Source organism: Mastigocoleus testarum BC008, from assembly GCF_001456025.1.
GTDB lineage: Bacteria > Cyanobacteriota > Cyanobacteriia > Cyanobacteriales > Nostocaceae > Mastigocoleus > Mastigocoleus testarum.
This window is the reverse complement of the sequence record NZ_LMTZ01000015.1, coordinates 15,166-37,254: the sequence shown is the minus strand read 5'-3', so window position 1 is coordinate 37,254 and position 22,089 is coordinate 15,166. Positions and strand designations below refer to the sequence as shown.

Genomic DNA, 22,089 nt, shown 5'->3' with positions numbered 1-22,089 from the left:
GTTCGCTTTTGCTTCTTTTATTTCTTCATTCTTTATTCTACAGTTATATGCAACTTCACATAGAGTTGGTATTAAGGTTTACCAGACAAAACTCAGGCACTACGATAATGTGAGCATCGCTAAATTTGCTCGTAAACCAGTAGTTTTTCATCGTCCTAAATCTCACGCAACCCAAATGTACATCACACTGACTCACGAAATTTTTTTTCAACCCAATTTTATCGAAAATTAACTTATAAAGATTAATTATTTATCGTTAATCATCTGAAATTAACAATATAAAATTCATTTAGGAGATAATGAAATGGAAGAATTTAGCGATGTTGGTAAGTATTTACGCCTTCCTCTCCACCAGATTAAAGTGCAAGAATCAATGGATACGTCTGATGTTATTTTAATTGAAAGCATTGCAGAAAAGCTCAAGCAAAATCAACGTAACTTTCTACCAATTATTGTTGAAGAAGTTGATGAAAATGAATATAAGGTTTTATTGAACAGTCATATTTTTGAAGCAGCAACAACAGCAAAACTTGATTTTGTCTGGTGTATTCTCGCAGACGAGCAAAGACGCAAACAGATAGAGATTGAATCTCAGCAGCGTTTTGAAGTTAACATGTTGACCGCTTCAGAAGAAACAATTAGTAGAATGTTGCAATATATCAAAAAAAGTCATTCTGGTTGGCGAATTGAACCAGAAAAAGTAGCCAAGGTTATTGTCGCCAATCGTAATGAAAAATGGAAAGAGCGTAAACCTTTTATACCTCTAACAAAGTTGAATTGCGGTATCGGAAAAACGAAGCTGGGGACTTTGAATAAATATTTTTGCATTAATTAGGAATATTCAAACGAGTTTCTGTATAAATTCGACCCCAAAACCACCCATCGAGGGAGTGTGAGACTTTCACCCTAGCTTGAAAATAGTTTATTGTGCATTACTGGGTAGATAAATCTAACTACCGCGAGTAAATCCAAGAAACTTGATTGACAGATGAAAAAAGTCTTAGTTACGGGTGCGACAGGTGGAACTGGTTCCCTGGTGATGAAGAAGTTACTTCAACAGCAAAATGAATTTGAAGCCTTCGGTTTTGCCAGGAATGAAGCAAAAGTTATAGAATTATTTGGTTCTACTGAAAAATTCTTTTTGGGTGACATTAAAGACCAATCAGTTTTAGAGCAAGCTATGGTTGGAATTAATGCTTTAGTAATTCTCACCAGTGCAATTCCAATAATGAAAACTCCACCAACTAAAGAAGGAGAAAGACCAGTATTTGAGTATGCACCGGGTGGAACCCCAGAAGAAGTTGATTACCAGGGTCAAAAAAATCAAATCGATGCTGCGGTTAAAGCAGGAGTAGAACAGATTGTTTTAGTCGGTTCAGGTGGTGGTACCGATGAAAATCATTATCTCAACACTATCGGCAATGGTAATATTCTGATTTGGAAGCGCAAAGCAGAACAGTACTTAATTGATTCTGGTATTGACTACACAATTGTTCACGCTGGTGGTTTGCTTAATGAAACTGGAGGTCTAAGGGAGTTACTAGTAGGTAAAGATGATACTCTTATCAATCATCCACCTAATGATATTCGCCCATCCATACCAAGAGAAGATGTAGCGGAAGTGGTCGTTCAAGCTTTGCGCGAAGCAAATGCGAGAAATAAATCTTTTGATATCATCTCTAAACCAGAAGACGACCCATCAGGGGTTGTAACTAAGGATTTTGCTGCTCTATTCGCTCAAACTACACCGGGACTCTAAACCGATTAAATATTAACTTAATTTACTAGTGCTTTGTCCCATTAGTTTTGGCTTGTTGCAGAGACGTTGCAGAGGCTAACGCCGACGCCGCAGGCTCTGCAACGTCTCTACAAATCATCATAGTTCCTGTAAAAATAGCAGTCATTTCTCCCTTTAAAAACTTGATTACTAAGAACAATAAATCATAAAGATGACTTTTCAAAACTTGACACAAAAATATTTGCAAAATGTTTGATAAATTACTGAGAAAATATGTACGAGTAGCTTAAAACGATACATTTGAAAGTTTCTATCCTGTTATTTACAACAACAATTATAAATGGCTTTACAAAAATGCTTAATAGGGTAATATGATAATTCGTCAAAAATTGCCTGCCAAATGGCGAATAGTATGAACGAAACAGATAGTAAACTTCAAAGTCAAAATTCTTTGTTGTCGGTACCGAATAGTTCTTTACCTCAGTCTCCTACCAACAACCTAGATATTTCCGCTGCAACATATTTAGGTGGTTCGGAAGACGATTTTACTGATGCAGTTGATATCTCCCTTGATAGTAATGTTGTCATAGTTGGAGGTTCTCTAAAAAACGCAAAATTAGAAGGAAAAGAGACGGAACTTCTTGGTGGTGGAGATGGAACGATTGTTCGTTATGACTCCCAAACCAATCAAGCTCTTGCAACAACTCTTTTACCAGGAAGAGTAATAGATTTAGAAGTCTCCAATAATGGTGATATTGCTGTTGCTTACGAGGGTGGAATAGCTGTATTAAATGCTGATGCAACAGAGGTCAAATGGAGTAAATCCTTCACTGATGTTTCTCGTATAGCAATCTCAGATTCAGGAAAAGTTGGTGTTGTGCGGGATATTAAAGGTGGTGACCGCGCTTATCTATTCGATAGCAATGGAGAGCAATTGCAAGAGTGGAGTACAAGTGGTAGACGTCACTTCAAAGACATAGCAGTGAGCGACCAAAATGGAGGTATGGTTGTTACAACTGGATTCGAGCAAAAAACCTCGATTCTGCAAGTTGCGTTTACTCAAGCATTGTCATACGAGGGAGAAAATCTCTGGAAAAACTATGACTTCGACGATGAAGATATCTACAAAGAAAACCTATTAGCTGATACCCGAGGACAACGGGTCGCATTTGGACGTGATGGACAGCTATACGCTTCATATTATGTCAATGGTGGTACTGGTTTCTCGATTTTCTATCGCGACCCCTTCGATGTAACAGAAGAGCTTACTGACAAGAGAAAAATCGAAACTGACCAATATAATAGTCCCACTAATGTCAATTCGATTCAGATGTTGTGGTACGGTCGTTATGACCTCAAAAATGGCGATCTAATTAAAGGTCAATCCTTGTTAGGTCGTCGTGATGATGGTAAAGGTAATTCTGTGAATGCAGATTCTATTACAGCCACAAAAGACGGTACCGTAATCATTGCTGGAGGTGCAGCAGGTAAGATTGCAAATAGAGACGAACAGACTATCGAAGGACAACCTGTAAGTGAATACACCCCTTACGACGGACATCTTGCAATCATCAGTCCAGATTTAACAGAAAGACTTTCATGGACACCTATTTCAGATAGTAATGGAGGGGTTGTAGCTGCAGTTAGAGATGGGAAAATAGCAGCTGTTACAACTACTGATTTTGAAGGAAGTCAAATTACTGACAACGCGATACAAGAAAATAAAGGTGGGAAAAAAGACGGGTATCTTTTAGTGATTGGTGGAAATGACGCACCTGTGGGAACAACACCAAAAACTTCACAACCTAATCTTCCATCCGTACCTGAAACTGAAATTGAAACTCCAACTGTAGCTGAAACTAAAAATGAGAATGGGAGGGAAGAAGTCCCAACTCTAGATAAACAAAAAGCTGATATTTCCCTAATTAGACTGACAAAGGAAAATGGGGATCCCTCAAAGGTAAAGGAAGAAGAAGTTAAAATTTCCCAACCCATACTTGAAATTAAACCTGAGGCTGAAAATACAGTAGGAAATAATAATCCCTCATCAGTAGATAAACAAGAAATTGATAGTTCCGAAGCTGTATTTGAAACTCAAACAGAGATTGAAAACAAAGTAGAAAATAATAATTCCTCACCCCTAGAGAAACAAGAAGTTAATCTTTCTCAACCTGTATCTGAAACTCAAACAGAAATTGACAACAAAATAAAAAATGATAATTCCGCAGAAATAGATAAAAAAGAAGATAATCTATCCCAACCTATTCTTGAAATTGAAGATGGGGTTGAAAGTAAAACAGGAACTAATAATCCCTCACCGGTAGATAAGCAAGAAGATAATCTATCCCAACCTGTACTTGAAACTAACACTGGGATTGATAAAATAGAAAGCAATAATTCTCTAGCAGTAGATAAACAGAAAGATAAGATTTCCCAACCCATACTTGAAGCTGAAAATCGAAGTGATTTTCCAAGTTCAATATTTCCCAAAGGATTAACAAATTTAAGTCAGACTGACTCGAGTACAGATAAGAAATTAGATCTAGATCGTAAATTTCCGATGGAATTCTCCGATACTAGACCCACAAACTTTTATAACTACTCCATCGGATATTACACATCTGGGAATATCACTAGTCTCATAGAAGATACCCTCATCTACGGACAAATAAACCCAGAAAAAAGTAACAACAAATCTGCTTTTTACTATCAATCACGATATTCCGATTTAATTTCTGACAGTGGAATAGTAGAAGAATCGTTTGATACAAATAATAGTGAAAGCACGAACTTTTCATTTTCTGAGTTCAGCTTTATTGGTACAAACTCAGACAGCAAAGACAATATAATCGGTCAGGAATTTGATTTTGAAGATATTTTTGACAGCGTCAGTAGTAGTTTGAATAGATTTACAACTAACTTCAACCTCAAATCCATATTCTAATCTCTTGGTTTTCTTTTCCCACTTAAATTCTCACCTTCAGCAATCAGCTTACATAAGTAGCATTCCTTCCCAATAATCAAATCGCAATTAAAATAGCCTATTAGCTTTGATATGCGATCGCTAAATCATTAACAATTCTATTTTTCTAGTCCAAGTAATAGAAAATTACAACTTTTCATAGTTAAACTCAAAACAGTCAAGTTCAAAGCGTTTACGGAACATAACGTTAATTTAGCTAACGCAATGCTACGTAAACGCCAGATGTCTTATTTCTCGAGAGGCTAACTGTACGTCAAAAATATTGACTTTTCCACCTGTCGTGAAATCTTGAGATTACTAGTTTAAATCGGAATAAGTTACAACACATTAAGCATTCACAGGTTATTGCAAGAGTAAGGGAGAAATTTCCTGCTTATAGTGAAAATAAGGTTAAATATGTAAGTAAGTTATGCTTCCAAAGTAATGTCAAAGGCGACTTTTTCGTATCTTAGATTCACCCTTATAGTTTGTTAGAGCAAACTATTTTCCTGCGGTTTTATTGTTCTCTAAAGCAGAAATACTTCTTTGAGCAACGTCTGGATAAACTTCGGCAAAATCCTCTACCGCATCTGCTGACTGTTCTACGATTCTTTTAGCCGTTTCTATAGGTTTTCCTTCTGTCTCGCGAGCTTGAGCGTTCCATTCTCCAATAGTTTTAGGACGTCCAGAGTTATCATCATCCTGTTGAACGATTTCATTTATCTTATTGGTAATAGCTTCACTGGTCTGATTAGCTTCAGCTCTTGCTGGTACCGTAGTAAAAAATAGGATTCCAACTAAAAGAGCAGTTAAAACACGCTCGACCTGAATTACTTTAATAAATGAAGTAAAGTAACTAGCTAATTTGGATATAAGATTCATCATGACAAATATTTGAAGTTTTCCTTTATCTGTACTTAAATTTCCAGCAAAATTTCTCAACAATCGCAAACAGAATTTTCGTTCTGCAAGTTGATAAGATTCAGGTTGCGAAACTTGCTGGCACAGTTTTATAGTATCTGCGGTCAACCAGGAACTAATCTTTCCAAAGTGACAACTTGTAACAGAGAAAAAATGATAAATGTCTGACTAACGAATAGTGTATTACGTTCGTTAGATTGAGCTACTAAAATATTTAGATATTGCATGTCCATACTCTAAGTTTTAAGCAATTTTTAAGCGAGTAAAGGTACGGATAGTTGCATCATCAGTGCCGTCATCAGCGTAACTTCTATTATTTAGAATGTCTCATTACAATTAAGTTAGCCTTCAGCGAATTCATGTCATGGTACTCCAAGTTCAGCACAAATTGACCTTGCAAGAGTTCTTAAATCTTCCACCTGGGGAAGGAGATATCACCTACGAACTCGTTGACGGGCAAGCTATTCCCAAAATGTCGCCAAAAAAATTTCGTTCTAAACTTACCCGTGCTCTTCTTAACCTGATAGAAAAATGGTGTGAAAATAAAGGAGAAATATGTCCAGAATTAGCCATTAAACTAACTCGTCGCGGACGTGATTGGGTACCTACACCAGATTTACTATATATTTCTAATGAACGTTTACCAAATGATTGGGAAGAAGATGGAGCTTGTTCAGTTCCACCAGATTTAGCAATTGAAATTATCTCACCTGGGCAAACCTTTACACAAATGGTTTCTAAAGCCAGAGATTATTTGGATGCTGGGGTATTACGGGTTTGGGTCGTAGACATTGAAGCTAGAAGCATTGCGGTTTTCTATCCAGATGCAGCACCGAAGACTTATACGGGTGATGAGGTAATTGCAGATCCATTGTTTAAGGGGTTGGAATTTACAGTTGAAGCGGTGTTTCAGAAAGCGAAAATTCCAGCAAAAGATAGCTTGTAGGGTGCTGTTACACCTTGATTATCTTTGATTTATGTTTACATTCTTAAGGATGGGGTAACGCACCGCGATATTTAAATTGTTTCTATTTGATTGAGCGATTGCTTGCGAAAGAGCAACATTTTAGTGACACATATAGATATTAATTGGCAATTAGCATAGCATGTCTAAATAAGCTTCTTTGTATTTAATCACGTAATGAAACTAGTGCTATCTGACTTGTAACTTCTACTGATTGAGGTTACTCCACTCTCTCATCCCCCCTTTAAAGCTATTCCACTTTTGATAAACTTCCCCAAACAGATCATTATTTGAAGCATACAACTTTAATAATTTTGTTGTCTCTTCCTTGGTTTTTTTAATGATCTCAGGGCTAAATTTACTTACCGTAATATTTTTTAATTTATATATCTCAGCAAGTTTTTCACTATTTTTCTGATTATATTCAGCTAATATTTCGGTGTAAGTTTCTAGACAGACAGACTTAAATACCTCTTGGTAGTGGGGTGGTAAATTTTCCCAAGCATCTTTATTAACCAACATGTCAAATGTTGTACTTGGTTCCCACCAACCTGGATAGTAGTAGTACTTTGCTTCAGCTTGGTGAAGTCCTAATTGAACATCATCATATGGTCCAATCCATTCAGCAGCTTGAATTTTATCATCTCTAAGAGCCTTCGCAATTTTGTTCAGTGAGATTGCACCACCGGGTAAATCTTTATCTAAGTTAACATCAAACTTTTTTAAAACTTCTCCTCCTAATCCAGGAATACGCATAATGATTCCATTGAAATCTTCTATTGTTTCAATCTTTTTTTTAAACCATCCACCCATTTGTGCTCCAGTTGCTGCTGCAGGAAATGGAATCACATTTAAATCTAATTCTGGTCTTTGATAGATTTTTTGAATAAAAGTTAATTTATCCTGAGGATCTTCTTTATAAAGAAGCCAAGCTGTCTGTTCTTCAGGAGTTAAACCATGAGGAATCGCGCAACCAAAAAATAAAACTTTGTATTTATTAGCATTGTAATAAATACCACTAAATCCACACTGGACTTTTTTCCCATCACTCACGTCTTTTAAGATATCTTCTGTTAATATTTTTTTGTCATTCAATGGTTCAATCTCAAAGCGACCATTTGTAATTTTTTTAATGCGTTCGCGGATAATGTACGGAGCTTTAGAAATAATGAATTGGTCATAAATTCCATCCAAAAAGTTAGCCATCCTCCAGGTAACTTTTGGCATTTGTAAATACTGACTAGTAATTCCGCTACCAATCGCCGCTAGCGATCCAAGAGCAGCTATAGAGAGGAAATTTCTACGATTTGTAGGTAATAAAGGAAATAATTTTGATTTTTTTGGTTTTGTCTTATCCGGATTTTTTGACTCTCGTTGTATAGAAACTATGACTGCAAGCCCATTAAATATACCAGCAGCAGCTTCTATTTCTTTAAAATATTTTTTTGGGGTATTACTTGCAGCTATTTTTAGGAGACGAGATAACTCGTTTGTCTTTTCTGAGTCATATATACCATCAGTCACCTGTGGAAATTCTTCTGCATAAATCTGAAGTTCTGCCCACTTTATGTAAGGTATTTGACCGCAAACTTTTGCCGACATTCCCGCCAAATTGTCGTAATGCGATCAATTTCTTGCGGAACTCCCAACGTCATCCCTTTTCCAGGATATCTTGCACGGCAATTCATTGGCATATTTTCGCGTATTTTGAAAAATCCAGAATGCATTTCGGCGCTAATAGAACGCGCGACCGCTCTTGCAGTTTTATCTTCTGGGAACCAGTGCAAATCTGGGAATTCTTCGGCGAGATATTCCATAATTGCAAGAGAATCCCAAACGGTTTGACTACCGTGTAATAGAACGGGTACTCTACCTGATGGGGAATAGTGACGAATTTTCTCTGCAGATCCGGGGATATAAAGAGGTACGCGAATTTCGTTAAATTGTAAACCAGATTGTTTCATCGCCAGCCAAGGACGAAATGACCAAGATGAATAGTTTTTATTACCAATAACCAGGGTTAATTCTGTCATTTTAAGTCACCTAATTTTTAATTAATTAACTTTTAATTACCCAAAAATAAATAAATGATTCTTGAAGTTGCTATTCTGGATATTAAATCGGATGTCAAAAAAGACATGTGCGATGAATTTGAAGCAACATTCCAACAAGCTTCAAAAATAATTGCTGCGATACCGGGATATTTATCCCATGAATTACAAAAATGTATTGAAGTCCCCAATCGTTACATTCTCCTCGTACGTTGGGAAACACTAGAAGCTCATACTATTGGTTTTCGAGAATCGCCAGAATATCAAGAATGGAAACGGTTGCTACATCACTTTTACGATCCATTTCCAGTAGTCGAACACTATTATTCAATTTTGCGATCGGGAATATGACGTGGAATTATGATGCGGAAGTAGAAACAGTTAAACAATAAAATAAATTATCCTTTTCCATGACAGGGAAACTAGCAGGTAGGTCAGATTTGCTCACAGGTAAAAAGCCATTCTTTTCATAGAACCTGAGTGCACCTTTGAAGTTACCAATAGTTCCCAAATAGATTTCCCGGACATTGTTAGTTCTGGCGTGACTAACTAAAGAATCCATCAGTTTTTTACTAATTCGAGATTTACCGCGATAATTAACATCTACAAACATTTTTCGTAATGCTAAATAGCGATTATCGCCCATGTCAATTGCACCAATAGTTTCAATTACATTATTTCCGTCTAAAGCAATCCAAAAATTGCCATTACCCTTTTGATAAAAGCTAGGAATTATCAGTAAGTCTGGTTGCTCTTCCAAAGTAATTGCTAATCCCAACTCTTGTTGCTGAATCTTCAAAATTAACTCAATAACTTGAGCTTGATACTGATGATTATAAGTAGATATTTTGATTGTATTTGTCATTATGAAGCTTTAATTTATACTGGCAGGCTCAACTGGTAAAAACTGCTTTTGTAATGAGAACGAATAAACACTTTCACCATAATCATTGAGATATTGCAAACGTTGCTTTGCTTTATCAGCAGTTGGTATATGTCCGATCGGAACCCACCACAGCGCCATATTTTTCCCTTCAGACTTTTGGAACCACTTTTTGCGATTACGCATTACCTCTCCATGCTGACTGCGATATACAAATTGCTTAAAAGTATCAATTGATTCCCAAACTGATAAATTAAAAAGGATTAACTCATCATCATAAGCACGAATACTTGTTGCATTCCCCTCTTGAGCTTGCAGTCTCCACACAAACCCAGGACTTTTATCAGCTAACTTATTAATCGAATCTAATTGCGCCACAAACTCAGCCATAATTGGATCGTCAAGTGGAGCAATCATCCGAGAAATATTAACCTGAGACAAGTGATGAGATTTGTTTACCATAAATTCACCCAATGGATGTACAAACAGACTTATCAATGACCCATTACCCATTACCCATTACCCATTACCCATTACCCATTACTCATTACTTATTACTCATTACTTATTACTTACCCATTCATCTTCAATCATCTCAACCCTACAATCAAATAAAGGCTTGTATAGTTTTTATAAAAGCTATTTATACATATGAGAATCCATTGATAAAATCTGTTGGCGGCAATCAAATAAACTTCCACATATGAAACTCTCTCAACTTCGAGCCGTAGTTGCAGTAGCAGATAGTGGTAATTTCAGTGAAGCAGCTTTGGAATTACAAATTACCCAACCAGCAATCAGTTATGCGATCGCAACTTTGGAAGAACAATTGGGTGTAGCTTTATTTGCTAGAGGGCGTCGTGGTGCAGTATTGACACCGGCAGGAGAACGGATTGTATCCCATGCTCGGCAGGCTTTGCAGCATTTAGAAATGATGCAACAAGAGGCAAATATACATAGAGGTTTGCGTGGCGGTCAGGTACGAATTGCTTCCTTCCGTAGTGTTGCAACTCATTTATTACCGAAAGCGATCGCCAAGTTTAACAAACAATTTCCCGAAGTTTCAGTAAGCATTATCGAGCGTCCTAATTTTATTGACATCGAAGATTTTTTACGTCAGGGACGGGCTGACATTGGGACAACATATTTACCAACTGGTGACGAGTTTGAAGCTTGGGAAATTCTTCGGGATGAGTATGTTGCTTTACTTGTATCGAATAACAAATCTAGAGCGACACAAATTACTTGGGAAGATTTAGCAGCATATCCGCCAGTTATGCTTCCTGCTTTACCATGTGGAAGACCAATTCATAAACACCTGAAAACTGTTGCACCAATTATGAATACTACCAGCGAACTTCAGGAAGATTCTACTGTTGTAAGTATGGTAAACCAGGGATTTTCAGCAGCAATCATCCCTCGTTTAGCAGCCGCACCAATTCCTTCCCAGGTGCAAGTGTATAGTTTACCGGTACCTCTTCAACGAGTGATTGGAGTTGTAGTTCTTAAGAGTGCTCTCCATATTCCAGCGGTTTTTACATTTTTGGATATGCTCCGGAAGTTTGATTTTCAGGGTTTAGCACGCGTTATTTAACTTTTTTCAAATCAACACATAATTTGCATCATTTCAAGCCTTAAAAGTAAGAATGGGATGCATGCGAGCAACCACTTGAACTAATCCCGCTCGTACTTGAACATCAATTACTGGTGCGATCGGTTTATAAGCAGCAGGTGCTTCTTCAATCCGACGTTCTGCTCGTAATGTAATGCAATCGACTCCAGTTAACCCTAATTTATCTTCACTTTCCCGATTTCCCTTGCGACTTAAATCAAAGCGAGAACGCAATCTTCCCGCACCATGGGAAGCTGAACAGCACCAATCTGAATTTCCTAAACCCATCAAAAGATAGGATGGTGTACCCATAGAACCAGGTATAATAACAGGCTGACCGACATGAGCGGGACACGCACCTTTACGAGTAACCCAACCTTGTCCTTCAGGAAGTGTAATATTGTGCGGTAGGTCGTAGACTAATGGAGCTTCCAAATCGCCATAAACTTGGCGCAATCGCAATCGTAATAACTCGGCTAAAAGCAATCGATTGACAAATGCATAGTTTGCAGCAGTTGCTTCAGCTTCCAGATAATCAGTAACTGACTCCGGATGGGTAATTGATGAAAGAGGAAACAAACGGGAATCGGGATACTTTAACCCTTCGCTCCATAATTTCCGAGCCCAATCGCGCCACATTCCACCAATATACTTTCCAACATTGCGAGACCCTGAGTGAATCATGAATGCAAGTTGTCCTTTTTTAACTCCCCACCGATAAGCAAGTTTAGGATTTGTAATCTGCTCCACCCATTGGACCTCAACAAAGTGATTTCCACCACCAATAGTTGCTAGTCCACCATCCCGAACTAATCCCGATTCTGGAACTAATTCTTGCGGAGCCCATTTTATGTGTCCTGACATTGAACCATTGAGAAAAATGCGATCAATTTCAGTTGCAATCTGATTGATGTCTGATCGCACAAAATTTCCTGTTGATTTATCCAACATTGAATCTAACCACCCAGTTACACCATCTTGAAACAACGCTTTCATGGTGCGAGCAGCCATGGTTACATCTCGTTTTCCAAAAAAGAAATCACCTTTCATTAACTCAACAAAGCGATCGCGTCGTGCTAAAAATTTCTCAGCAGATAAATCAGCAACATGCAAACGCATCCCACAGTTAATGTCCGATCCGACAGCTGCAGGAATAACTTGTCCTGATGTTTGGACAACGGAGCCGATTGCAACTCCTGCATCACCGGGATGAAAATCAGGAGTTGCACATACATGACAAATATTTCCTCCCTTTGGATGTTTTGCATTTGCTAAGTTTGCTAATTGTTTGAGAGCTTTTGCTTCAACAGGAAAGCTTGCAGGTAAAAGAACTTCGGCGATGGGTGCATCAGGAGAATCTACCCACCGTGCAGAATAAGATTGATTATTATATTGAACGTCAAGACCTTGTCGAGCCAATGCTCGCAGAAGACGTGAAATATTTTTCGACTGCATATAACTACGGTCAAAGAACTAAATAAGTAGTGTTTAGTTTTGAAGCGATCTTGACTTGGGTTCAGCAGCCGCAGTCAATTTCTAAATCACCAATATCCCATTGAAACTAGAGATACTGTGAATTTTACAGTCAAAGATTTTTAGTTGAAGAATCTAATGCTTCATATATTTTATAGCACAGATTCATAGCACAGAATTGATTTTACCAATCCCTTAAGTTAGCACCTTAAAACCTTTATCTTTACTAGCGCTCCCAAAAAAATCATTGCAAACTAAAGATATCAATTATTTCAACTGTGTTTCAGGCTTCTTGCAACAACGCCGATAACTCATCTCTCCGGAGAGTTTTCTTTATTATTGTTGCTAATTAATAGACAAATATATACATTTCCCTACTGATATTCAACTAACAAAAAACCCAACTGTTAACTGATAACTGTTAACTGATATAAAACCATGACTAATACTATTGTTAACCCTGCGGAAACTCCCCAAGTAACGCAGCAGCTTTCGGAAAACATTATTTTGACAACTTTAGATGATTTGTATAACTGGGCGAAAATGTCCAGTTTATACCCCATGATGTTTGGTACAGCTTGCTGTTTTATGGAATTTATGGCGGCTTATGCTTCCCGCTTTGATATGGAAAGGTACGGCATGATACCTCGTGCCACCCCCAGACAAGCAGATTTACTGATTACTGCGGGAACTATCACCATGAAGTATGCACCTAATTTAGTGCGTCTTTACGAACAAATGCCAGAACCCAAATACGTAATTGCTATGGGCGCTTGTACCATTACTGGGGGTATGTTTAGTGTAGACTCTCCCAGTGCCGTTCGGGGTGTAGATAAATTAATTCCAGTTGATGTTTATATCCCTGGATGTCCTCCCAGACCTGAAGCTGTAGTTGATGCAGTTATTAAATTACGGAAAAAAATTGCTAACCAAAGCATTCAAGAATTATCACAACTTCAGCAAACCCATCGCTATTACAGTACTCCCCATAAAATGAAAGTAGTATCACCAATAAACGATGGTAAATATTTGAACACTGCTAAGAGAAATAACCCACCAACAGAGATTACTCAAGCTACGGATTTACCTCTACCATTTACACAACAGTCAAAGCAAAAAGCTGAATGAGGAAGGAGTCAGGAGCCAGAATAGTGCGCAATAGCGCACCGCTTTGCTAACAGAAGTCAGAAGTCAGAATTAGATATATCTCGAAACTAAAAGTTCTATCTAAAGACTATCCCATTTCTGATTCCTGTCTCTTGGATTCTGCTATATTTTGTTTTTTTATTTATAGCAGATTGTAACTAAGTTAGGTACGGTTCAAAAAATGAAAGTCAGTTATTTATAAAGCGGATTCTACTCCTGACTTCTGTCTCCTGACTCCTGTTAGCAAAGCGAGGTACTATATGTTTGTGTTTGGGAAGTTTATTCAAAAAAGCCCATGCGAATAAATAAAATTAAACAAATCCAAACTGCGATATCTTACACTAAATCAGAAAACTATGGCGATTTTGCAATTCTTAAAGCTGATATTTTAGGAGCTAAAGCTTCACCAGAAATCGCTGATAAATTAACGAATGTTGTGGGATATTATCCCAAAATAAATTTAGATGAATTAATTCAGTATCCTCCTGGAAGTTTTGGGAGACAATACGCCGAACATATGAAATTAAATCATCTTAAACCCTTAAATATCAGCCCAGAATTATCAGAAGTTGCGAAGCGTAATGTATTTGCTTTGCGATATGTGATTACTCACGATATTTTTCATGTATTACTAGACTTTGATACTAGCTATGCTGGAGAAATTGGCGTTCTAAGTTTTGCAGTAGCCCAAAACTATAGTAAATCACAAAGAATTAGCCTCAGACTTGCAAAATTAATTTATCCTATCCTTGCTCCCCAACAAACCAAAGCGATTCTTTCTAACCTCAAAAAAGGTCGAGAATTAGGAGAGAAAGCAGAATTTTTATTAGGTTATCGCTTTGAAGAGCATTGGAAAGAACCACTTCACCAAATTCAATCTCGACTAGGACTCTCAGAAATAAAAATCTAATATTCTTAAAAACGATTGCTATTACTACTTTCTCTATATTTTAAATCTCTAAACAAATAGTTCAACTACAAAAATCATGACTACAACAACATCAAGCTCTACAATTCAAAATCCAATCAAAAGCCTCCCAGGACCACACGAATCAATATGGTATCAAACTATTTGGGGTGTAACCAAACCAGTTAGTTACTTTAATACCATGCAAAAACGCTACGGAGATATATTTGTCACACCTCAATTTGCAGGACTTCCACCCCAAGTAATTATTAGTAATCCCCAAGCAATCCAGCAAATTTTTACTGCCGATGCTTCTATGTTCCAATCTGGATTAGGAAACCAAATGATCCAGCCAATTGTTGGCGATCTTTCTTTATTATTAATGGATGGCGATCGCCACCTACAAAAGCGTAAATTATTAATGCCTCCTTTTCATGGGGAAAGAATGAAGGCTTATGGAACAACCATTCGTGAAATTACTCGCGAAGCAACGGAAAAATTAACTGTAGGAGAAAAATTTATTGCCCGTCCTTTAATGCAAGAAATTTCCTTGAATGTCATTCTTCGTACCATTTTTGGGCTTAAGAAAGGTAAAAGATATCAACAAATTGAACATGCTCTAATTGGGATGTTAGATATGTTTGACAATCCTGTAAATGCAAGTTTTTTATTTTTTAAACCACTACAGAAAAATCTAGGATTTTTAACTCCTTGGGGAAGATTTATTCAAAAACGAGAATTATTAGATAAATTACTTTATCAAGAAATTAGCGAACGACGCGCTCAAAAAGAACATACCGGTGAAGATATTTTAAGTTTATTATTGTCAGCACGAGATGAAAATGGCGAAGGAATGACAGATGAGGAACTACGCGACGAATTAATGACAATGCTATTTGCTGGACATGAAACAACTGCAAATGCGTTAACTTGGGCTCTATATTGGATTCACTACCTTCCGGAAGTAAAGGAAAAATTACTGCAAGAATTAAGTTCCATTGATGCTGAAAACATAGATGCAATGGAAATAATGGGATTACCTTATCTAAATGCAGTTTGTTCGGAAACTCTGCGAATTTACCCGATTGCTTTCTTTACTTTAGTACGAATTTTACAAGCGCCGATGGAATTAATGGGTTATGAATTCTCTCCGGGAACACCATTAGCACCATGTATTTATTTAACCCATCACAACTCAGATATTTATCCCGAACCAAAGAAATTTAAACCAGAAAGATTTTTGGAAAGAAAGTTTTCTCCCTACGAATATTTACCTTTTGGTGGTGGTAGTCGTAGGTGTTTGGGTTCAGCATTTGCGATATTCGAAATGAAACTCGCACTCGTAACTATACTATCAAAATATTCCCTTAAACTTGCACAGAAACAACCCGTGAAAGCTGTACGTAGAGGAATTGTATTTACACCTTCAGGCGGAGTGTGTTTGACAGTGGACAGTTATCAGTGAACAGTGAACAGTTAACAGTTATCAGTGTTAGCGTTCGCGCAGCACGGTCTCAGCGTGGGGTTAGCCATACAGGTAACAGTCGCCAGTGTTCGCGTAAAGTTCAGCTACAGGTGTTACATGACTTTAACCATATCATGACCAGTTAACTGATAACTGATAACTGTTAGCGCAGCGTGCGCGATAGCGCATTAACTGATTTATTTAAGTGACTCGATCGTGGGGGACGAACCATCAGATTTTACCCAAGCAATTTGAGCAATATCATGACTGTTAGCATATTCTCGAATATATTCAGCATCCTTTTCTTCTAATTGGATTTCTACCCTCACTAAATGGGTTGAGCTTCGCAGTTTTTCTGCATAAGCAAGAGCCGCAGCATAAGCTTGGGGGGATTGAGGTACCACCAGCCAATGACTTGGGGGGATATTCTGCGGTAACTGCTGACTCGAAAGCAATAATTGATGTAAATCTTCAATAAATACTGAAAAACCGATACCAGGAATATCTTCTTTCTGGGGATGATACAGCCCCATTAATCGATCGTAGCGACCACCACGACCTAAAACCTGTGACTGAAATTCAGTATTGCCAATAACTTGAAAAACAATACCCGTATAATAATCAATGGTTTGAATTAAACTCAGATCGAGGATTAATGAAAAATTTCCTTGGGATCCCAATAAATCAACAAGAGACTGTAAATTATTCACCGCTAATTGCTGCGGTTCGTCCAAATCTAACTTACTAACTTGTTGCAAAACCTCCTTTGGATCTCCCCGCAAATCTAGCAAAATTCTTGCTCGTTCTCGCAGTTCGTCGCTCAAAGGTAAATTATCGATAGTGATACGATCCAAATTCGCGATCGCACTACGAACTTCAGGTTGTAAATCTTCAGGAAAAGCAGAAAGAAGCGAGCCTGTAATACCCGCTTCTCCCAATATTAAATGCCAACTTTTTAAACCTACAGCTTCCAAACAGTCTGCAAGTAAAAGTAATATTTCGGCATCAGCGAGTAAACCACCTCCACCCAAGAGTTCCACCCCAGCTTGATAAAACTCCTGTTGGCGATTATGTCTGAGCTCGCCGCTGCGCTGAAAGACATTGGCGTTATAGTACAGACGCTGAGGGTAGTTCACCCCAGCCATTCTTGTAACCGCCGTCCGAGCAATGGAAGCTGTCAGTTCTGGACGCAAACCCAATTCTTCGTTTTCATCACTTTGCAATTGAATTACAGCTGAACGCCCAATAGCTCCCTTCGCCATTAGGGTATCCATACGTTCCAAGGTCGAGGTAATAATCTTGTGATATCCCCAACGGTGAAATACCTGCTGTATTCGTTCTTCGATCCAGGTTTTTTGAGTTACATCTAAGGGTAATAGATCCCTAGCTCCCGCCGGAGGTTGATACACCATTTTATTTTTTCTTTCCACCAAACAAACCGCCAAACAAACCGTTCCCTCCAGATTTATTTGGTTGTTTTGTCCCGGTATTTAGCTTCGCCGCAGACTTAGCACTACCGGGTTTTTGACCTAAAATCTGTTCAATTTTACGTTTTCCCGCTAACGCTTGTTCGTCTTTGGGGTCCAATTGTAGGGTCCGGTCAAAATGGACTTTAGCCATCTTGATTTGATTTTGCTTTAAATAGACCACTCCAAGCAAGCTATGACAACAGCTATTGTTTGGTTCTAATTTCAGAGCATCTTGTAATTCTACCCTGGCTAATGCCAGTTGGTTTTTATTAATCAGCTCTTGAGCGCGGCGAATATACTGACCAGTAGCTGAAATTTCTGGTGAAGGTGTTGATGGTGAATTTTTGGTTGAATTTTTCGGCGATGGAGATGTAAGTGGGGAAGATGAAGTACTACCGTGAGTCTGAGGTGATGCTGTATTTGGTGGAGATGGCGAAAAATTTTTCCCACCATTGCGCATCAAATAAACCACATTTAATTCACTAATTTGGGCAATATTTTCTAAAACTTGCTGTAACGAATCGTACTGGGCTACTGCCATATTTGCGATCGCACTTTGATAAAGATGGTTGATATTAGGAGCGCTAGCCAATTGTCTAGCCCCATCAGTATACAGTTCTACAGAAGCAGATTCTTGAATTAAGCGTCTACCCATTTGCATCAGTATGGCAACATACTCAGCACGAGAACGTTCCTGAGAAAGCTGTTCGTATGCCGGATTAACTAATTTTGAGAGTAAATCACTAGCCAATTGTTTTTCTACCGCGCTACCAGAAGCACAGCGATCGGGGTGCAAGCGTCGCGCAATTTTGAGGTAACGCTTACGAATTTCCTTGGGATCCGCATCCACAGGAATGCCTAAAACAGCATGGTGATCGGTCAAATCGTATTTGAATAACCCACGTTCTATTCTAAAAGACATTTTTGCAGTTATCGTAGCCGATAGATTTTGTCTAGTTTACTCTCATTTCAACAAAATGTAAGATAAGTGACATATAAACTACTGCCAAGAAGCAAGGGGTGGTACTGTTTTTAGGGCTTGACTTAAAGAGTTATGAATATAACCATTAGTTGCGAGAATTCTTCCACTTTCTAAAATGATTGGAGAACCATCATAGGCAGTTACTTTAGCACCGGCTTCTCGGGCAATAACTATACCAGCGACAATATCCCAAGGAGAAAGACCCCTTTCCCAATAACCATCTAATCTTCCACAGGCAACATGTGCTAAATCTAACGATGCAGAACCGCCGCGTCGCACACCTTGGGTTAAATGGGTTAAATGACAAAATTCTGCGTAGTTGTTGTCTGAAGTCTCACGTCGGTCGTAAGCAAATCCCGTAACTAGTAGACTTTTACTCAACTCCGAAATTTGGGAAACTTTAATTGGCTGACGGTTAAGAGTTGCACCCAAGCCTTTTCCAGCTCGAAATAATTCATTGCGGGAAGGATCGTAAATTACTCCGACAGCAGGTTCCCCATCAATTAACAAACCGATAGAAACTGCAAACATCGGGTATTGATGGGCGTAATTAGTCGTACCATCTAGAGGATCCACCGCCCAAAGATATTTATTGTTGCTATTCCCCAAAGCGCCCGACTCTTCCGAAAGAATTGCATGTTCGGGGAAGTGACGCTGTAAAGAATCTAAAATTAGAGCTTCAGAAGCTTTATCCGCAATAGTAACCAGATCTCCAGGACGACCCTTTTCCGTAATAGAATCTTCTAACTTACCGACATAATCCAGTAAAACTGCACCAGCAGCCAACGCCATTTCCGTCGCAACATCAAGAAAAATCTGTAATTCGTTCATTACTTATTACTTTAAGTAGTCATGCAAAATTAATTAAACATTCTTTGAGGTAGGGAACAGGGAACGGGAAACAGCTTGTATAACTCGGCAGTAAATATATAAATAATTTTGCATAAGTAATTATCACTCATTACTCATTATTTCTCCCCAGTCGCCATATGCCGCTTGCGGCGGCACGCAGTGCTATCCCCAATCCCCAATCCCCAATCCCCAAACTTCACCGATATATCCGACGAAATTCACCAGGAGTGAGACGCATAGGTTTTTCTGGATTCCAAATCCCCTTACCCATAAGTCTTGCATATTGTTGGGCGCGTTCTAGACGTAAATCGTATTTGTGGTTGGGGGAGCGGGGAACAAATAGGGCGTAACCTTCCTTAACTAGTTCTTCATTCAAAAGGATTTTATCTTGCCATGCATAAGCCAGCATTCTTCCAAACCGATCTTTTTCTTTGAGATCGAATTCCAACTTGACAGGTTTATCTCCAATTAGTTCTCGTAACCTTCGAGATGAATCCTCACCCCAAGGACGTTGTCGTCTATCCGGTGCATCAATACCAATTAATCGTACCTGAGAATTTAAATTAGATTGGGAACCTATAGCAATTGCATTAAGAGTATTCCCAGAAGGAACTCCCACTATTTTTACCTGTGGCTGAATTGTCTTGGAATTTGCATCCTTTGGTTGACAACCCACCAGCAAGAAAATTAAGAAACAGATAACAAGCAAAAAGTAAAATTTAATCTTTAAAGTAGAGACGTTAAATTTTACAAATTCTACGCCTCTACGATATTTCTGGTATTGCAACGAAAATAAATCAAACATCAATGTAGTTTATTGTTCCCCATTCCCTAATCTTCATTTTCTGCTACCCAACTAATCTTCATCCAATGGTAAACCAGCTTTTACCTTACCTTTGCCAAAGTAACGTCCAAATTGAAGTTCGTAAACTTCATCTTCATCTTGTGTTTCAACCTTCAGGTCAGAACGAGCATAGCTGACACACAGTAGAGCGTAACCCTGTTTGCGTAATTCTGGGGATAGTCCTACCGCTTCAGGTTGGTAAATTTCTCCAGAAATAACTCTTACGGCGCAGGTTGTACAAGCGCCATTACGACAGGAAAATGGTAATTCTTTTCCTTGTCCTTCAGCAGTATGGAGAATATAGCGGTCTTCAGGGACTTCTATGGTATGTTCGGTACCTTTAGCGCGATCGCGGATTTGAATTTTGTGTGTCTGGGACATTTTTAAAGTAGTCAATTTTGGGCAATATTTTTTATTTACTATCTAATCATTGCATTTTTTGCAATTTCATCCTACAATTGGACCTTGTGAGCCTGGAGAGATGGCCGAGTGGTTGAAGGCGCAGCACTGGAAATGCTGTTTGGGGGCAACTTCAACGAGGGTTCGAATCCCTCTCTCTCCGTTTTAATAAATAAAACTTCGAGTGAATTAAGCATCGATAAATGTATATCGAGATGTAATATTTGTTTTAATTATTATTTTGATTGGCAAAATGCCCCTTTTGAATAAGGTTATTTCATAAATTCCTCCCTCGGGACAAGTTAATCTCATAAATTCCTCCCTCGGGACAAGTTAATCTCATAAATTCCTCCCTCGGGACAAGTTAATCTCATAAATTCCTCCCTCGGGGGAGGCTAGGAGGGGGTTTACCAGTCAATTACAGCAAATAAAAATAAAAAAATTAACGCACTGTCAAATCTCTTCAACAATGCATTATTACCCAAAAGTAAATATTTTTAAATCATCTTGATCGGCACGCGCCATTTCAATGGTGATCGCATTATTTACCATCAAGCAATCTGAATATTATCTCCTTCCCACTTCACGCGAAAATTGGGAGAAACCTCCAAAGTCGAAAAACGAAAATACCAACCATACAAAAGTAACTCATTCAAATTATCAGACATTGGTAAAAAATGTGATGCATACAATCCTGTTCGCATACTACTTGGAATAATCGGATGAGAACTTACAGGTTTATATGGTCCTGCAATTTCATCTGCAACATACCAATGAATTGATGAATCAGTGATATTACCATCTACTTTTTCAACCCATTTTGGATTTAAATAACCGTTTGAATAACGCTCCCAATGCAAACTATCTGTAGACTTCGCTAAACCGATTCCTTCATGCATTAAATGGGGCCAACCCTTACCAGCACCTGAATAAAAAAGATAGTAAACGCCGTTTTCTTTATATGTATAACCAGTAAATAATCTACCAGATTCCCATGAGTTAGAAGGTTCAGGCTCTAGGATTACTCCCAGGTCTTGCCAATCTTTTAAATTGTGAGAAATAGCTCCATGTATCCTACTGTTTTCCCACCAACACATTGAATTAACTTCAGGCGTACCCGCCAAATAAAATAGCCGATATATATCATCATCTTTAAAAATCCAAGGGTCCCAAGATGGTAAACCTTTCTGTGAAGATTGGACAAATTTGGCTACGTAATTCTTAGCATAATCTTTAAAAGGAACCCATTTTTTGATTTCAGTTGGAAGTGTTAAAGATTCCAATATAGCCATAAAATTTTGGCTGATAATATTAGAATTACGCATAATTATAGGCTTAATAATCAAATGAAAATATTGGTTGTTTTTAGAGATAAATGCATACTACAACAAGATTTGCCCGCGAGATAATAAACTGTCAAT

At 38.1% G+C, this 22,089-nt stretch carries 23 protein-coding genes and 1 tRNA gene; 12 read left to right on the top strand and 12 right to left on the bottom strand.

Annotated features, from left to right (window positions below; translation table 11 throughout):
- The 4 genes from BC008_RS51150 to BC008_RS04345 form a co-directional block, all read left to right on the top strand.
- Positions 1-232: ParA family protein (locus BC008_RS51150; protein ID WP_058183203.1), on the top strand; the 232-nt coding region annotated here is incomplete at its 5' end.
- A gap of 72 nt (positions 233-304) precedes the next feature.
- Complete coding sequence (locus BC008_RS04360; protein WP_027845499.1) at positions 305-835, top strand: hypothetical protein; 531 nt, start codon at positions 305-307, stop codon at positions 833-835.
- 153 nt (positions 836-988) lie between these two features.
- On the top strand, positions 989-1,759 hold the full coding sequence (locus BC008_RS04355) for an SDR family oxidoreductase (protein WP_027845500.1): 771 nt from the start codon (positions 989-991) through the stop codon (positions 1,757-1,759).
- A 391-nt stretch (positions 1,760-2,150) separates the two neighbouring features.
- A complete protein-coding gene (locus BC008_RS04345) occupies positions 2,151-4,682 on the top strand; it encodes a hypothetical protein (protein ID WP_027845501.1) in 2,532 nt (843 codons plus the stop codon).
- Positions 4,683-5,201: 519 nt separating this feature from the next.
- Here the strand turns inward: BC008_RS04345 and BC008_RS04340 are convergent.
- On the bottom strand, positions 5,202-5,729 hold the full coding sequence (locus BC008_RS04340; protein ID WP_235595789.1) for a hypothetical protein: 528 nt from the start codon (positions 5,727-5,729) through the stop codon (positions 5,202-5,204).
- 256 nt (positions 5,730-5,985) lie between these two features.
- Between BC008_RS04340 and BC008_RS04335 the strand changes: the two genes are divergently transcribed.
- Entirely contained in the window at positions 5,986-6,567 is a 582-nt protein-coding gene (locus BC008_RS04335; protein ID WP_027845503.1) for a Uma2 family endonuclease, read from the top strand.
- A 225-nt stretch (positions 6,568-6,792) separates the two neighbouring features.
- On the opposite strand, the gene BC008_RS04330 is transcribed toward BC008_RS04335, so the two are convergent.
- Positions 6,793-8,187 carry a TRAP transporter substrate-binding protein gene (locus BC008_RS04330; RefSeq protein WP_058183189.1) on the bottom strand — a complete coding sequence of 465 codons (1,395 nt, stop codon included), beginning with the start codon at positions 8,185-8,187 and terminating at the stop codon, positions 6,793-6,795.
- Entirely contained in the window at positions 8,151-8,618 is a 468-nt protein-coding gene (locus BC008_RS04325) for a glutathione S-transferase (RefSeq protein WP_082650477.1), read from the bottom strand. The genes BC008_RS04330 and BC008_RS04325 overlap by 37 nt, the downstream gene beginning before the upstream one ends.
- Positions 8,619-8,672: 54 nt before the next feature.
- Between BC008_RS04325 and BC008_RS04320 the strand changes: the two genes are divergently transcribed.
- Positions 8,673-8,987, top strand: coding sequence for an antibiotic biosynthesis monooxygenase family protein (locus tag BC008_RS04320; protein WP_058183190.1), 315 nt, complete (start codon positions 8,673-8,675; stop codon positions 8,985-8,987).
- Between the two features lie 7 nt (positions 8,988-8,994).
- On the opposite strand, the gene BC008_RS04315 is transcribed toward BC008_RS04320, so the two are convergent.
- Together BC008_RS04315 and BC008_RS04310 are read right to left on the bottom strand one after the other, a co-directional pair.
- Positions 8,995-9,501 carry a GNAT family N-acetyltransferase gene (locus BC008_RS04315; RefSeq protein WP_027845504.1) on the bottom strand — a complete coding sequence of 169 codons (507 nt, stop codon included), beginning with the start codon at positions 9,499-9,501 and terminating at the stop codon, positions 8,995-8,997.
- Between the two features lie 9 nt (positions 9,502-9,510).
- Complete coding sequence (locus tag BC008_RS04310; protein WP_027845505.1) at positions 9,511-9,981, bottom strand: DUF3291 domain-containing protein; 471 nt, start codon at positions 9,979-9,981, stop codon at positions 9,511-9,513.
- Between the two features lie 11 nt (positions 9,982-9,992).
- On the opposite strand from BC008_RS04310, the gene BC008_RS50300 reads away from it, so the two are divergent.
- Together BC008_RS50300 and BC008_RS04305 are read left to right on the top strand one after the other, a co-directional pair.
- Positions 9,993-10,226 (top strand): hypothetical protein, encoded by a 234-nt coding sequence (locus tag BC008_RS50300; protein WP_072207685.1) that lies wholly within the window; start codon positions 9,993-9,995, stop codon positions 10,224-10,226.
- Positions 10,223-11,113 carry a LysR family transcriptional regulator gene (locus BC008_RS04305; protein ID WP_027845585.1) on the top strand — a complete coding sequence of 297 codons (891 nt, stop codon included), beginning with the start codon at positions 10,223-10,225 and terminating at the stop codon, positions 11,111-11,113. The genes BC008_RS50300 and BC008_RS04305 overlap by 4 nt, the downstream gene beginning before the upstream one ends.
- A gap of 33 nt (positions 11,114-11,146) precedes the next feature.
- Here the strand turns inward: BC008_RS04305 and BC008_RS04300 are convergent, their stop codons facing one another.
- Positions 11,147-12,586 carry an RtcB family protein gene (locus BC008_RS04300; RefSeq protein WP_027845584.1) on the bottom strand — a complete coding sequence of 480 codons (1,440 nt, stop codon included), beginning with the start codon at positions 12,584-12,586 and terminating at the stop codon, positions 11,147-11,149.
- Between the two features lie 456 nt (positions 12,587-13,042).
- Here BC008_RS04300 and nuoB point away from each other — a divergent pair, with 456 nt between their 5' ends.
- The 3 genes from nuoB to BC008_RS04285 all read left to right on the top strand — a co-directional run bounded on the left by nuoB (position 13,043) and on the right by BC008_RS04285 (position 16,122).
- On the top strand, positions 13,043-13,732 hold the full coding sequence (gene nuoB, locus BC008_RS04295; protein ID WP_027845583.1) for an NADH-quinone oxidoreductase subunit NuoB: 690 nt from the start codon (positions 13,043-13,045) through the stop codon (positions 13,730-13,732).
- A 313-nt stretch (positions 13,733-14,045) separates the two neighbouring features.
- The gene (locus BC008_RS04290; RefSeq protein ID WP_027845582.1) at positions 14,046-14,660 is read left to right on the top strand and encodes a Coq4 family protein; all 615 of its coding nucleotides are present in this window, start codon (positions 14,046-14,048) and stop codon (positions 14,658-14,660) included.
- Positions 14,661-14,736: 76 nt separating this feature from the next.
- Positions 14,737-16,122 (top strand): cytochrome P450, encoded by a 1,386-nt coding sequence (locus BC008_RS04285; RefSeq protein WP_036267393.1) that lies wholly within the window; start codon positions 14,737-14,739, stop codon positions 16,120-16,122.
- Between the two features lie 197 nt (positions 16,123-16,319).
- Here the strand turns inward: BC008_RS04285 and BC008_RS04280 are convergent, their stop codons facing one another.
- From BC008_RS04280 to BC008_RS04260, 5 genes are all read right to left on the bottom strand, one after another.
- Positions 16,320-17,534, bottom strand: coding sequence for an ATP phosphoribosyltransferase regulatory subunit (locus BC008_RS04280; protein WP_027845580.1), 1,215 nt, complete (start codon positions 17,532-17,534; stop codon positions 16,320-16,322).
- Position 17,535: 1 nt separating this feature from the next.
- Entirely contained in the window at positions 17,536-18,513 is a 978-nt protein-coding gene (locus BC008_RS04275) for a J domain-containing protein (protein WP_027845579.1), read from the bottom strand.
- Between the two features lie 78 nt (positions 18,514-18,591).
- Positions 18,592-19,404 carry an inositol monophosphatase family protein gene (locus BC008_RS04270; protein WP_027845578.1) on the bottom strand — a complete coding sequence of 271 codons (813 nt, stop codon included), beginning with the start codon at positions 19,402-19,404 and terminating at the stop codon, positions 18,592-18,594.
- 217 nt (positions 19,405-19,621) lie between these two features.
- The gene (locus BC008_RS04265) at positions 19,622-20,230 is read right to left on the bottom strand and encodes a thermonuclease family protein (RefSeq protein ID WP_082650478.1); all 609 of its coding nucleotides are present in this window, start codon (positions 20,228-20,230) and stop codon (positions 19,622-19,624) included.
- A gap of 51 nt (positions 20,231-20,281) precedes the next feature.
- Positions 20,282-20,650, bottom strand: a complete 369-nt coding sequence (locus tag BC008_RS04260) for a 2Fe-2S iron-sulfur cluster-binding protein (protein ID WP_027847047.1) — start codon at positions 20,648-20,650, stop codon at positions 20,282-20,284.
- Positions 20,651-20,744: 94 nt separating this feature from the next.
- On the opposite strand from BC008_RS04260, the gene BC008_RS04255 reads away from it, so the two are divergent.
- A tRNA-Ser gene (locus BC008_RS04255) sits at positions 20,745-20,831 on the top strand.
- A 388-nt stretch (positions 20,832-21,219) separates the two neighbouring features.
- On the opposite strand, the gene BC008_RS04250 is transcribed toward BC008_RS04255, so the two are convergent.
- The gene (locus tag BC008_RS04250) at positions 21,220-21,993 is read right to left on the bottom strand and encodes a glycoside hydrolase family protein (protein WP_058183192.1); all 774 of its coding nucleotides are present in this window, start codon (positions 21,991-21,993) and stop codon (positions 21,220-21,222) included.
- Positions 21,994-22,089: the final 96 nt, after the last annotated feature.